11 protein-coding genes and 2 pseudogenes are annotated in these 14,293 nt (G+C 48.9%); 4 read left to right on the top strand and 9 right to left on the bottom strand.

Going from position 1 to position 14,293, the window contains the following annotated elements:
• Positions 1-231 precede the first annotated feature (231 nt).
• The 9 genes from choV to BZJ18_RS15685 all read right to left on the bottom strand — a co-directional run bounded on the left by choV (position 232) and on the right by BZJ18_RS15685 (position 10,759).
• Positions 232-1,434, bottom strand: a complete 1,203-nt coding sequence (gene choV, locus BZJ18_RS15725; RefSeq protein ID WP_077458152.1) for a choline ABC transporter ATP-binding protein — start codon at positions 1,432-1,434, stop codon at positions 232-234.
• Positions 1,435-1,444: 10 nt separating this feature from the next.
• Positions 1,445-2,287: a choline ABC transporter permease subunit gene (gene choW / locus BZJ18_RS15720; protein WP_069588035.1), complete on the bottom strand. Its 843-nt coding sequence runs from the start codon at positions 2,285-2,287 to the stop codon at positions 1,445-1,447.
• Between the two features lie 54 nt (positions 2,288-2,341).
• A complete protein-coding gene (locus BZJ18_RS15715; protein ID WP_077458150.1) occupies positions 2,342-3,301 on the bottom strand; it encodes a choline ABC transporter substrate-binding protein in 960 nt (319 codons plus the stop codon).
• A 19-nt stretch (positions 3,302-3,320) separates the two neighbouring features.
• Positions 3,321-5,045, bottom strand: a complete 1,725-nt coding sequence (betA, locus tag BZJ18_RS15710) for a choline dehydrogenase (RefSeq protein WP_077458148.1) — start codon at positions 5,043-5,045, stop codon at positions 3,321-3,323.
• 23 nt (positions 5,046-5,068) lie between these two features.
• A complete protein-coding gene (gene betB / locus BZJ18_RS15705; protein WP_077458146.1) occupies positions 5,069-6,529 on the bottom strand; it encodes a betaine-aldehyde dehydrogenase in 1,461 nt (486 codons plus the stop codon).
• Positions 6,530-6,583: 54 nt separating this feature from the next.
• Positions 6,584-7,186: a transcriptional regulator BetI gene (gene betI / locus BZJ18_RS15700; protein ID WP_069588030.1), complete on the bottom strand. Its 603-nt coding sequence runs from the start codon at positions 7,184-7,186 to the stop codon at positions 6,584-6,586.
• Positions 7,187-7,838: 652 nt separating this feature from the next.
• A complete protein-coding gene (gene cydB, locus BZJ18_RS15695; protein ID WP_069588028.1) occupies positions 7,839-8,837 on the bottom strand; it encodes a cytochrome d ubiquinol oxidase subunit II in 999 nt (332 codons plus the stop codon).
• Positions 8,834-10,177: a cytochrome ubiquinol oxidase subunit I gene (locus BZJ18_RS15690; protein ID WP_077458144.1), complete on the bottom strand. Its 1,344-nt coding sequence runs from the start codon at positions 10,175-10,177 to the stop codon at positions 8,834-8,836. The genes cydB and BZJ18_RS15690 overlap by 4 nt, the downstream gene beginning before the upstream one ends.
• Positions 10,178-10,195: 18 nt before the next feature.
• Positions 10,196-10,759, bottom strand: a complete 564-nt coding sequence (locus BZJ18_RS15685; RefSeq protein WP_069588024.1) for a GbsR/MarR family transcriptional regulator — start codon at positions 10,757-10,759, stop codon at positions 10,196-10,198.
• A gap of 422 nt (positions 10,760-11,181) precedes the next feature.
• Here BZJ18_RS15685 and BZJ18_RS17810 point away from each other — a divergent pair.
• From BZJ18_RS17810 to BZJ18_RS15670, 4 genes and pseudogenes are all read left to right on the top strand, one after another.
• Positions 11,182-11,949, top strand: a pseudogene (locus tag BZJ18_RS17810) (PAS domain-containing protein); the annotation flags it as partial.
• 12 nt (positions 11,950-11,961) lie between these two features.
• Positions 11,962-12,477, top strand: a complete 516-nt coding sequence (locus BZJ18_RS17805; RefSeq protein ID WP_443216520.1) for a methyl-accepting chemotaxis protein — start codon at positions 11,962-11,964, stop codon at positions 12,475-12,477.
• 60 nt (positions 12,478-12,537) lie between these two features.
• Positions 12,538-13,434: pseudogene (locus tag BZJ18_RS15675) on the top strand (HD-GYP domain-containing protein).
• A 156-nt stretch (positions 13,435-13,590) separates the two neighbouring features.
• Positions 13,591-14,067, top strand: a complete 477-nt coding sequence (locus BZJ18_RS15670; protein WP_077458140.1) for a Dps family protein — start codon at positions 13,591-13,593, stop codon at positions 14,065-14,067.
• The last annotated feature ends 226 nt before the right edge of the window (positions 14,068-14,293 follow it).

Below are 14,293 nucleotides of genomic sequence, written 5' to 3'. Positions count from 1 at the left end.
ATCTAAGAAAATGTGGCTTTAACATGGCGGATATAAGGCAAATACTGGCTTCTATCCGCCAATTTAGGCGTTGGTCGGTAACGACCACTCTCTAACAAAAAATATCGCGATCGCGGCCTACGGCCGCTTATCAAAAAGAACCCCGCCTAAAAAGGCGGGGTTCGTCAGCAATCTGAAGCCTGCTCCATGAGCAGGCTTTGTCGTTAGTTAGGATTTATTCGCTGACGTGAGTCAAGCCGCTTGGCTATCGCACGACTGCTGATACTTGCCGAGCAAGGCATGGTAGAAATCGTGATCGGAAAGCGTGCCAACCAATTTGCCATTTTCTACCAGTAGTACGGGTTTGTTGGTGTGATAGCGGATTTCAATCGCATCACGCATTTCGATATCAGGCGATGCCATTACAATGGTATCCGAGCTTACTTGTGACAAGTCTGCCATGTCTTTTTTCCACTCAGCCACACGCAAATTCTGTGTGCCCGCCATGGCCGACAATGCTCCCTGAGGCTCTACTGTCACCCAGATATCACGCTGATCGCACACCTTCCAACGGTTTTCAACGTGCGGCATGGTGTCGATATCTTTCATCATTGAGCGACCTTTCAGTACGTTCAACGGATTAGTGTGTGCCACAAAGTCGCGAACATAGTCCGTTTCTGGGCGCAGAACAATGTCTTCAGGTTTACCGTGCTGAATAAGCTGACCGGACTCCATGATGGCAATGTTATTACCAATTTTCAGTGCCTCATCCAGATCATGGCTCACAAACAAAATCGTTTTGTTGAGTTTTTTCTGCAGCTCCAGTAGCTCGTCTTGTAGCTGAGCACGGATCAAGGGATCCAGTGCGGAAAACGGTTCATCCATCAGTAGAATGTCACTGTCCATCGCAAAAGCACGGGCCAAGCCAACACGCTGCTGCATACCGCCAGACAGTTCATGTGGATACTGATAGGCCCAATCCGCCAATCCCACCATTTCAAGTTTTTCTAATGCTTGCTTACGGCGTTCTTTTTTACTGATGCCTTTCATTTCTAGACCGAAGGCAACGTTATCCACCACGGTTAACCAAGGCATCAGAGCGAATTTTTGGAATACCATTGAGGCACGGTTGGTCCGCAGATGACGCAGCGTTTGTGCATCCACACTCGCCATATCCACCATTTGGTCACCATCGCGCACTTCAAGGCTGCCACGGCTAATCGGGTTAAGGCCATTCACTGCCCGTAATAAGCTCGATTTACCTGAGCCAGATAGGCCCATCAATACGCAAATCTCACCTTCTTTTACATTAAGTGACACATTGTCCACACCCACGACTTGACCAGTTTGATCGATGATCTCTGATCGCGTTAAGCCTTTGTCGAGCAGATCGAGTGCGGGTTGTACGTTGTCACCGAAAACAACATCAAGATTTTTAATTGCGATTGCGTCCATGGTATCCCCCTTATTCATGGCCTTGGTTTGGTGCTTTACACAGGCGGTCAAGAATGATGGCTACCAGTACAATCGCCAGACCCGCTTCAAAACCTTGAGAAATGTTGACAGTGTTTAGTGCGCGAACCACTGGCTTACCGAGGCCGTCAGCCCCCACTAGTGCGGCGATAACTACCATCGACAGTGACAACATAATACATTGCGTCACGCCCGTCATAATGCTTGGCAGTGCCGCGGGCAATTCCACTTTAAACAAAAGCTTCATGCGGTTGGCGCCAAATGCACGGCCAGCTTCTACCAACTCCTCTGGCACACGTGTAATGCCGAGATAAGTCAAGCGAATCGGTGCTGCAATCGCAAAGATGATGGTGGAAATCAGTCCCGGTACAATCCCTAAGCCGAAAAGAACCAGCGTTGGAATCAAATATACAAAAGGCGGTACCGTCTGCATTAGGTCCAAGAGTGGACGCATAATGGTATACGCTAAGGGCCGGTGAGCAGCCATTATCCCAAGCGGTATGCCAATTAATACGGAAATCGTTGTCGCGGCAAACACCAGAACAAAGGTTTCCAGCATCTCTTGCCAGTAGCCCAGGTTGAGGATCAACAAGAGCGCACTCACAACAAAGATCACGATGGAAATTCGACGCTGCAGGTACCACGCTAACGCAGCAGTCATGATGATAGGCATTGCAGGTGGCATCCATTTAAAGATGTCGACCAAAAACATGATGCTGGTATCTAAACCAATCGATATGGCATCAAAGAAGCCCGCGGCGTTCATGGTTAACCAGTCAACGCCATTTTCCATCCATTGACCGAGTGGGATCTTGTTATCTGTAATAATATTCACAATAAAACCTTAGGGGGCGGCGATTAAACCGCCCTCTCCTTCTACACTTTTTTGTTACGCTTCAGTCTTGTTAAGATATTCAGTCACAGCTTCTACGGCGTTTTTACCGTCTAGTGTGGTGATACCGTCTAGCCACTTGTTCAACACACTTGGGTTGTTACGTAGCCATTCGCGCGCTGCAACCTCTGGCTTCTCGCCGTCGTTCAGGATTTTGCCCATCATTTCGTTTTCCATCTTGAGGCTAAACTCAAGCTGCTCGAGCATTTGACCCACATTCGAACATTGCTCGACATAGCCACTACGAACATTGGTATGAACCGTGGCACCGCCGTAGTTAGGGCCGAAGTAGTCATCTGCACCAGACAGATACTTCATATCAAAGTTGCTGTTCATTGGGTGTGGAGCCCAACCTAGGAAAGCAACCCATTTGCCACGACGAATAGCACGTGAAACTTGCGAAATCATGCCCGCTTCGCTTGATTCGATCAGACGGAAATCACCCAGATCAAAATCATCGGTATCGATCATTTTTTGAATTTGCGTGTTGCCATCATTGCCTGGCTCAATGCCATAAATGCGAGAGTCAAACTTGTCAGCGTATTCCGCGATATCTGCAACACTGGTCACACCCGCATCGTAAACGTACTTAGGCACGGCAAGGGTGTATTTCGCACCCGTTAGGTTGGCGCGTAGGCTATCTACAGTGCCGTTTTCAATATACTTTTTGATATCGCCCGTTTGGGTTGGCATCCAGTTACCGAGGAATACGTCGATGTCGCCCGACGCCAGAGATGAAAAAGTCACAGGCAGTGACAGCAAGTCTGTCTCTGTTTGGTAGCCCATGCCTTTTAACACTTCTGTGGTGATGGCTGTGGTTGAGGTCACGTCCGTCCAACCGATATCCGAGAAACGTACCGTCTCACATTGGTTGGCAGCGGCGCTAAACGCCACCATAGAGCTCAGGCCAACCACGGTCATCAGGGTTTTGGTGGTCTTACGTTTGTTCATTGACATCTTGGATTCCTTGTAATACTTACTGATTAGTTTCCAGTGAAGGCGCACCTTCGGTGGCTTTCTCACTTTGCGCGTTCTGATTGCGTTGCTTTTGCTGCCACTCAGCCGCAATCCATACTGGCACCTGCTCAGCAGGCAAGAGTGGCTTGTCGAGAATCATGTCAGCGGCGCGCTCCGCTACCATGATGGTTGGGGCATTCAAGTTGCCATTTGGAATGGTGGGGAAAATCGATGAATCCACCACGCGCAAACCTTGAATCCCTCGAACACGGCACTGCTCATCGAGTACCGCCATCGAATCGGTGTCTGCACCCATTTTGCAGGTACACGATGGGTGATACGCACTTTCCACGTTCTCTTTCACCCAACGATCAATCGCTTCGTCTGTGGTGACATCACGACCCGGTTGAATTTCTTCACCACGGAAAGGGTCCATAGCACTTTGATCCATGATTTCACGGGTCAAACGAATGGTGTCGCGCCAGTCTTGGCGATCTTGTTCGGTGGTAATGTAATTGAACAGGATCGACGGTTTATCTTGCGGATCCGCCGACTTGATACGTACATGGCCGCGGCTTTCAGGCTTGTTTGGGCCCACATGGACTTGGAAACCATGCCCATCAAACGCCGCTTTACCGTCGTAACGCATCGCTGCAGGTAAAAAGTGGTACTGGATATTTGGCCACTTCAACCCTTCGCGTGAACGAATAAAGGCACATGATTCAAAATGGTTGGTGGCACCCAAGCCTTTACGGGTCAAGATCCACTCAGTACCGATCATTCCCTTGCTAATTAACCCCAGCTTGCTGTTGAGCGTAATCGGCGCTTTACAATGGAACTGGAAGTAAACCTCAAGATGGTCTTGCAGGTTTTCACCCACACCCGGCAACTCGTGCTTGACGTCAACACCTGCATTTTCCAGTACGTCACGCGCACCAATGCCTGAAAGTTGCAGCAGTTGCGGTGAGCCTACTGAACCCGCGCTGGAAATGACTTCTTTGTCTGCCATCACGCGTTCAATTTTGCCGCCCTTTTCAAATTCCACACCTACCGCACGTTTGCCTTCCAGCAAGACACGACGAGTCACAACACCCTTTTTCAAGGTCAGATTGCTGCGCTTCAGCGCGCGACGTAGGTAGGCATTTGACGTTGAAGCTCGCACACCCTTATCAACCGTCATATGCATCGGCCCAAAGCCTTCTTGCTGATAACCGTTGTAATCTTTGGTTTCTGGATAGCCCGCTTCGACACCCGCATCAATAAAGGCTTGATAAAGCGGGTTGAGTTTCATGTCGTTACCGTTACAAGTACCGACAGGGCCCTGACCACCACGGTAAGTATCTTCACCGCCTGACCAGCTTTCTGCACGTTTGAAGTAAGGCAAACAGCTGGCGTAACCCCAGCCATTCGCACCGTGCTCAACCCATTCTTCAAAATCGCATGCGTGACCACGCACATAGACCATGCCATTAATAGATGAACTACCACCCAGCACTTTACCGCGTGGGCAATGTAGCTGACGGCCATCCAAGCCTGGCTCAGGCAAAGACTCAAACTGCCAGGCATAGCGCTTGGTATTCATGGGATAAGACAGCGCCGTCGGCATCTGAATAAAAATGCTTTTATCGGTGCCCCCGGCTTCAAGCAATAGCACTTGATGTTCGCCGGACTCGGTGAGCCGATCCGCCAGCACACAGCCGGCCGAACCCGCGCCGACGATAATATAATCGTAGCGTTGTGACATATTGGTCGCTCCGTTAACTGAGGTTAGGCGTATGGGCTAGCGAAATCGCCTAGCTCAATCAGCACACTCTTGGTTTGGGTATAGTGAGTCAGGGTCTCGACACCATTCTCTCGGCCGATGCCTGATTGCTTGTAGCCACCGACAGGCATTTCTGCTGGCGAATCACCCCAGGTGTTCACCCAACAAATACCGGCTTCAAGCTGATGGATCACGCGATGCGCACGCGACAGGTTTTGGGTAAAGATGCCAGCGGCCAAACCATAATGGGTATTGTTGGCACGACGGATGACCTCTTTCTCGTCCGAGAAACGCAGCACTGACATCACAGGGCCAAAGATCTCGTCGCGCACATGCGCCATGCTGTCATCACAATCAGTAAAGATGGTCGGGGCCACAAAGTTACCTTTGTCGAGGCCATTCTCCATTAAGCGCTCGCCGCCGGTTAGCAGGGTGGCACCACTTGCTTTCGCGCCTTGAATGGCCGTCATCACTTTTTCAAGGTGCTCGGTTGAAATCAATGCACCGACTTGGGTGTTCATATCCATTGGATCACCGACAACCAGTTTCTCGGTGCGCGATTTCAGCTGCTCGACAAACGCGTCATAAATGCTGTCGTGAACAAAGACACGGGTACCGTGTGTACATACCTCACCTTGGGTATAGAAGTTGGCGACCATAGCCGCAGATACCGCATTGTCTAAATCCGCATCATCAAACACGATGCAAGGTGACTTACCACCCAGTTCCATGGTGACTGACTTCAGGGTCTTTGCGGCATCACCCATCACGGTTTTACCGGTACCGACTTCACCGGTGAAAGAAACTTTGGCAATCTCTGGGTGTGCTGTCAGCATTTGGCCAACACGGTAATCACCTTGAACCACGTTGAATACGCCGTCAGGCATACCGGCTTCAGTGAAGATCTCTGCCAACTTAAGGGCTGTGAGCGGGGTTTCTTCCGATGGTTTAAACACCATGGCATTACCTGCCGCTAATGCAGGCGCTGATTTCCACATCGCAATTTGAATTGGATAGTTCCACGCACCAATGCCTGCACACACGCCAAGTGGCTCACGACGGGTGTAGAAGAATTGGTTCTCAGACAGCGGTTGCTGCTCACCTTGCATGGATGGCACTAGATTTGCGAAGTATTCAATCGCATCAGCACCGGTCACCACATCAACGTCAATCGCTTCTTGCAACGGCTTACCCGTATCAAGGACTTCCAGCTTCGCCAGTTCATCATTGCGCTCACGCAATAAAGCAACCGCCTTCAATAGAATTCGGCTTCGCTCCATCGCGGTCATGCGAGACCAAACGGCAAAGCCTGCTTTTGCGGCATCAATCGCTTTCTGCACATCGTCTGCAGAAGCTTGGCCGATCTGTGCCAGTGTTTCACCCGTTGCAGGGTTCACGGTGGCAAAGTATTCACCACTGGATACGTCAGTTAACTGACCATTAATAAAAAGCGTTTTCGCGTCCATGATTAATCCTGAATTCTTTTCTGTTCGTGTGTGCATGTCAGCTGCTATCCCGGGTTAGCCCTGAGGACGACCATAAAAGGTCAGTTGCTTATCTAAATAGTCATTGATAATGGTGCGAGCGTTATTGGCATCAATACCTTTAGGGTTCAATGCACCGCGCAACCAAATACCATCAATCAATGCTGCAATCCCCTGAGCAACCATGACAGCCTGCTCGACCGGCAATAGCGCTTTAAGCTCAATGCGCAAATGCGACAGCAAGCGCTTCTCGTTCACGCGCTGTAAACGGTGTAACTCATTGTCATGCATGGCATATGACCAGAACGCGAGCCAAGTTTTCACCACATCAGACTGGGCCTGAAAACCTTCAAAGTTCGCGTTAATGATCGCATTAATACGCGCTTGGTGGTGATGACGAGGGATCCCACGCAACGTGTTAATGACAGTGGCTGAAAGCTCGCGCAATACCACGCGCATTGTTTCTTCCAGCAAACCATGCTTACCACCAAAATAGTGGTTGATAATGCCTGTTGATACGCCGGCTTCCTTACTAATCAAAGAGATACTTGCCGCATGCAGACCAACGCGACCAATCACAGTCATGGTGGCTTTAACGAGCTGCGGTTTACGTACTTCCGGCATCCCTACCTTAGGCATTGTTGCTCCCATTCGTTTTTAATTGAACGATTAGTTAAATATAATCTTACACGCTAATATTTAGATCTCAAATAGATTTTTTAACCAAATCGCTACACGACCAACCATTGAAAAACAGAAACATACAACTACAACAATGATTTAGGTCAATTTCAAAAAGGTTTGCTCCAGATCAAATCTTTTGTACTGATAGCAGTATTTATGAACAAATCGATTAAAATACCACCAGAAAACCATAGTAACGCAGGAAATGATAAGGGGAGTAAGGATTCATTTTCACTCAATGCTGGCCCAAACCAACCGCGAGTCAATGCCTCACACTAAGCAAGAAATGCGAAGAAAAATGAAAATAAGCACCACATGGCCGACATTCGCTACAAAAAGGGCAGATTGCCGTTTTGAAAGCACGCATCAGGTGACAACAAATCATGATGGGCCACTCCGGTTAGAGCGTCGAGAAGCACAAACTATAACGAGATATAACCTTTCGCACGACCAATATTTAGGGCACGAAAGATTGATCAAAAAGGCTGGTTGTCGCTAACCGTTTTATCGTGACGGGCATACCATCGCTATCACACTCAAACGCCGAGCAAAAAAAAGCCCAGCGTCTATCGCTGGGCTCATCGATTAGGGGTGTGTTACGTATGGCTTACTCGTAGTTAAGCTCGGTGGCTTTTCCTGAGAAGACACGGTACACAAAGAGGGTGTATAAGAAGATCATCGGTAGCACGAACATCGCACCATAACCGACAATCAACAAGGTGCCAGTGGCACTCGCCGCCTCTTTCGCCGTCATCACGCCGGGGATAATGTCAGGGAAGAAGCTGTATGCTAAGCCAAAGAAGCTCATTGCAAACAAAATGATCGCGCCAATGAATGGGAACTGATAGCCCACATCATTTTCGACCGGCACGTGGCGCAGATAGCGGTCTACGAGCAACATAATTGCAAGACACACCAGTGGCACGGGTGCCAGTAATAAAATCTCAGGGAAGCCAAACCAACGCTCGGCTACTGTCTCGCTCACCAGCGGATTGACAATACTGATAGCTAATACGCCAAGCGCCGCAAGCCAGCCACCGCGGCGAGACCATTTCGCCGCGCGCTTTTGCAAGTCCCCTTCCGTTTTCATCACCAGCCAAGTCCCACCAATATAGATGTAGGCGGCGGTCACACAAAGGCCACTTAACAGAGCAAACAAATACGCACCTGTGCTGTCATCAAACGCCAGTACATAGCGGCCAATCATGTAGCCTTGTGTCATCGACGCGATAAACGAGCCCGCTTTAAAGCAGCGATCCCAAAGGTCTTTGCGCTCTGGTTTCACTTTGGCACGAAAATCAAACGACACGCCACGTAGAATAAGACCCGCCAACATCACAGACGTAGGCAAATACAATTCGGTCAAAATCATGCTGTGTGCCGCAGGGAAGGCAATCAACAACAAACCTACCGCCAGTACCAACCAAGTCTCGTTCGCATCCCAGAATGGGCCAATCGATGCAATCATACGGTCTCGCTGCGCTTGGTTGCAGCTCGGCAACAGCATCCCCACACCAAGGTCGTAGCCATCGAGCACGGCATACATAAATACCGAGAAGCCAAACAGCAGCAGATAAATTTCAGGCAGATAAGGAGTTATGCTCATGCGTTCACCTCTTTATTTGGCTGAGCGTGGTTGTCTGACTGGTACTCGGGCAGACGTTTTTTGGCTAAGAAGAACAAAGTACGGATGTACGCTACCATCAACACCACATAGAGTGTGAGGTAGATAGTTAACGTAATACCGACATGCGAGCTTGCCACGGGTGTCACCGCATCCGCCGTTTTTAGCACCCCCTGCACTAGCCAAGGTTGACGACCGATCTCTGTAACATACCAGCCCGAAAGCGTCGCTACCCAGCCCGAGAATGTCATGGCGACCAGCCCCATCAAATGCCACTTCGGCATCGGTTGATTACGCCAAACGCGATAAGCAGTAAACCAGCTCACCACCAGCATAAGCACACCCACTCCGACCATGATGCGGAAGCCGAAGAACAACGGCTTCACCGGTGGATGATACTCAAAGCTTTCTAAGCCTTTGATCTCACCATCGAGTTTGTGAGTCAAAATCAAGCTCGCCAGATTCGGGATCCCCACTTCAAAGTCGTTTGAGCGTGTTTCTTCGTTTGGTACCGCAAACAGCAGCAAAGGCGCACCTTGTTCGGTTTCCCACACACCTTCCATCGCCGCAATTTTTTGTGGTTGATGCTCAAGTGTGTTTAGGCCGTGCATGTCACCAACCAGTACTTGTAATGGGATCAGAATTGCCGCAGCGGTGATACCCACTTTTAAAGGCTTGTCTGACACACCTGAGGTCGGTGACTTTAATTTCTGATAAGCAGAGATCCCCGCAATTAAGAAAGAAGCCGTCAAACCAGACGCTAATAGCATGTGGCTTAAGCGATACGGCATCGACGGATTGAAAATCACTTCAAACCAGCTAGTTGGGTGCACCACTCCATCAATGATTTCAAAACCGGTTGGGGTATGCATCCAGCTATTGAGCACCAAAATCCAGAATGCAGAAATGGTGGTACCAATCGCTACGAGCAAGGTTGCGAGGGTATGAACCCAATTCGGCACCCGGTTCTTACCAAACAACATAATGCCAAGGAAGGTGGCTTCCATGAAAAATGCCGTCATCACTTCATAACCCAATAATGGGCCAGCGATGTTGCCGACTTTCTCCATAAATCCGGGCCAGTTGGTCCCGAATTGGAAGCTCATCGTGATGCCGGACACTACGCCCAGCGCGAAGGTCAACGCAAACACTTTGACCCAGAAGTAATAGGTATCTAGCCAGATTTGCTCACCGGTACGGTTATATCTGAACTTGAAAAACACCAGCATCCACCCAAGCGCGATTGTGATGGTGGGAAACAGGATGTGAAAGCTGATGTTGGCCGCAAATTGGATCCGCGACAACATTAAAGTATCTAACATGACATTACCCTCAGGAGTTTAACTGCCCGATTGTTCGTTGGACTTACTGTGAAACAACTTGCCAGACAGCTCGAGAAGCTTGCCGACACTGCTGCCCAGTTTCATCAGGTTCTTCAAATGCTCAGGTTTCATTTGCTGAACATCGTCAAACCAATGGTTAAACAGCTCGAGAAGATCGTGGATCTCATGTAACTGCTTAACCGAATGACTCTCAGCGTCATCTTCACTTCGCATAAAGTGTGCACGCAGCATAGATAAGGTGGGATCCACCTCTCGCTTCTTCCTCTCAGCGAGTACCTGCTGCGCCAACTCCCAGATGGTGCCGTTAGGCACAAAGTAGTCCTTTCTGTCTCCGGGGGTACGCTGTGAGCGAATCAAGTTCCAGCCATGCAATTCCTTGGTTGCCATGCTGACATTGCCACGAGATATGTTGAGCGCCGACACAATATCATCGGCACTTAACGGTTTTTCACTCAACACAATCAGTGCCAGCATTTCGCCGACCGAGCGGTTAAATCCCCACCGACTTCCCATTTCGCCGAAATGCATCACCACATTTCTTAGCTCTTGCGACAGCTCCATCTTGATCTCCCTCACAGTGCTTCTGGGGAATGATACGGAGTTTCTTTGTCGAGGATCAATGAATATTTCGAATTTTCAGAAATTATTGAAAATAAAAAAGTCGATTTGTAACAAGGAATGAAGGAGGGTTATGAATACGTTACATTTGCAGGTAGGCGAACCGACTAAGACCGCATAGGTTAAGCGTTTTCGACGCACAGCGAAAGAGCGATGATACACTCAGATACATTTTTTGATAGATTTGTAAACAACGGAAATCATTGAATCGCCAACAAATAAGGTAGCTATCATTATGAGTGATGAATAATTTTCTGGAAAAACTACGTTGATCCTGCCCCTGACATCTATACTTTTACGAGCATATGTGGAGTCTATAAAGAGATAATGACTTCGCGGGTTTGGACAACGGGAAGTAAGTAGTTATGTTCAAAAAGACTCAACGCGCGTTAGATGCTTGCAAGAAAGAAAACGCAGAGCTTCAAGCGGAGCTCAGTGCTCTTCAACAACACATCGCCTCAATTGTATTTACACCCGACGGGACGGTCATCGATGTGAATGATCGTTTACTCGCCATTATCGGTTACCAGCGAGACGAGGTAATCGGTCAGCACCACCGCGCAGTCTGTTTTGAGGAAACGACAAACTCGTCAGAATATCAACAGTTCTGGCAAGCACTGGCGCAAGGGAAACCCCAGCAAGGCGTATTTAGACGCCGCCACAAAGATGGACATGAAATCTGGATGGAAGCGACCTATGTGCCTATCAAAGATGAAGATGGGAATRTTAATAAGGTACGCAAAATGGCCGCAGACGTTACTGAGCGGCACCAGCAATCAAAACGTCAAGACGCCATAATGCAGGCCATTGATCGCTCATTGGCGGTAATAGAATTCGAGCCCGATGGCACCATTATTCGTGCCAATAAAAACTTTCTCAGTACGGTCCACTATAAAGAAAGCGAGATTACCGGCCAGCATCACCGTATTTTTTGCGACCAAGAGTTCTACGATGAGAACCCCGATTTTTGGCAATCACTGGCTGACGGTCAATTCACCGCAGGACAATATCTGCGCCGCGACAAGTACGGCAATGAGATATGGCTAGAAGCCACGTACAACCCTGTGTTCGATACCAATGGACAGGTGGTGAAAGTGATTAAGTTTGCCACCAACATCACGGATACCGTCAAGAAAAATCAGGCTGTGAATCATGCGGCCGAACTGGCTCAAGCATCGTCTGAGCAAACGCTAAAAGACAGTGAAAGCGGCAGCGTACTGTTGCAAGAAGCGGTACAGCTGTCGCAAAACGTTTCTGAACAAGCGATAGAAGCCTCTAATCAGGTTAACCAACTGAATCAGCATGCACAGAGTATTGAAAATATCGTCACCACCATCAAACAGATTGCCGAGCAAACCAATTTGCTCGCATTGAATGCCGCTATTGAGGCTGCTCGCGCCGGCGAACAAGGACGCGGCTTTGCGGTCGTGGCAGATGAAGTACGCGGTTTATCACAGCGAACTAGTAAATCGACCACTGAAATCGCGGATGTGGTTGATGAAAACCAGCAACTGATTAAGGGAGTCAGTGAGGCGATGGAGAGAGTGAGTGAACAGTCCTCGCTTGGACAAGAGAAGGTGACGGCGGTCGATGAAGTGATGAAAGATATCCATGCCGGCGCGCAAGAAGTCTCAGATACGGTTCGAGGCCTGACTCACTGAATGAACGATGCATCGTCAACTGGTGTACAGTTAACTAATGACCTAACACCGAGCCACTAGATTCTGCGCCAGCAATCAGATCAGCGTGCCAGATATACCTTGCTATTAAAAGATGCAGGATGTAGCAGCAATGCAGCACGGATCTGCGAACTTTATCTCACTAACGATTTAGCCTTTAAACAAAGCTATAAAATCGTCGATGGCAGTTTGTCTAGTGTGCTCAAAAATACCGGTGTCAAACGGGGCTTTATGGAAATATTTTCTACGACATTAGATATCATACGAAACGGTGATATGTAGGCCCAAGAGCTGATAGAAACTCGGTGTACGCATGGTGCAGAAATTGTGCGTGAACTGAGGTTCAGCGAGGCAGTTGCCAACGCGGTTTACGCTCTAGATGAGCACTACGACGGCGGTGGATGCCCTGACGGTTTAAGCGGTGACGCAATCCCTCCTTATGCGCGTATCGCCTTGATGACCCAAGTGATTGATGTTTTCCGCACCGAATCTGGCACTGAAGCGGCACTGCAAGAAATACAAGCGCGACGTGGCACTTGGTTTGATCCACATCTGGTAGATACATTATTGAATGCGCTAACGCCCTCCACATTTGGCAGCATCTTGATGCCCCCCAACTAAAAGAACAAGTCCTATCGAGATCTCGCCCAATTCGCGAGCGCGCACCATGAGAAGCTCGATGGTACCGGCTATCCCGATGGAATACAGGGCGAGCATATATCGCTTTTAACACGCATCATTACTACCGCGGATATATTCGATGCCATCACTGCAGAGCGGCCGTATCGTGGTCCTATTCCCGTGGATAAGGCGCTGAGTATCATGCGCGAAGAGGTAGATACGGCAATCGACCAACGCTGTTTAGACGCGCTCATTGCCGGACTCGCTACCCTGCCCGATCACTTTATGGTCCACGACGCTACGTCGATCACATCATAGGCACGCCCTATCAGCTATATAGGTTTAACCCATTTTCTTTTTTGATATCGGGTAGTTATCCTATTTTCATCATTTGAAGCGACACCGTTTCCAGTGCTTGGCGTTTGCTATCTGTAGACGTCAAACACATTGATTTTGCCACTAAGGAGGCATTAGATGAGTAAACAAGCAGCATTGATTGGCCTAGACAGCAGCAAAGCCGCCGATCTGGGTGCACGTTTGGATACGCTATTGGCGAACTATCAAGTGCTTTACACCAATGTGCGTGGTTTTCACTGGAACATCAAAGGCAACGATTTTTTCGAGTTGCACACTAAATTTGAAGAAATTTACACCGATCTTCAAACCAAGATTGATGAAGTGGCTGAGCGTATTCTCACCATCGGTGGTACCGCTGAGCACCGCTTCAGCGAGTATTTGAAAGTCAGTGAGATCAAAGAGCACAATCCTGAAGCGAATGGTCAAGCCGGTGTGCGCGCACTGGTCGAAGGCTTCAGTGTTCTGATCGCCCTACAGCGCGACATCATGAACCTAGCCGGTGATGCAGGCGATGAAGGGACATCTGCGCTGATGAGCGACTATATCCGCGAACAAGAAAAACTGATGTGGATGCTCAACGCTTATCTCAACTAATCATGAATCAGTAGGATTCAGCAAAAAGCCCCGTAACAACCTGGCTTTCCTACACAAATCCCTCGATGAGAATCGAGGGATTTTTTTTGAACCTTTATCTGCCTGACTGATCTCAACAAAAAATCATAAGTTGAGGTAAGTGACTATGTTTTCAACAGATGCTGAGCAATGGGCCAAGGATACCGCAATGGGCCAAGGATACCTTCTACCATACCGAATTAGGTGA

Origin of the sequence: Salinivibrio sp. IB872 (assembly GCF_001995345.1) — a bacterium.
Classification (GTDB): domain Bacteria; phylum Pseudomonadota; class Gammaproteobacteria; order Enterobacterales; family Vibrionaceae; genus Salinivibrio; species Salinivibrio proteolyticus.
The sequence above is the reverse complement of the archived record's forward strand: the minus strand, read 5'-3'. Positions and strand labels throughout refer to the sequence as shown.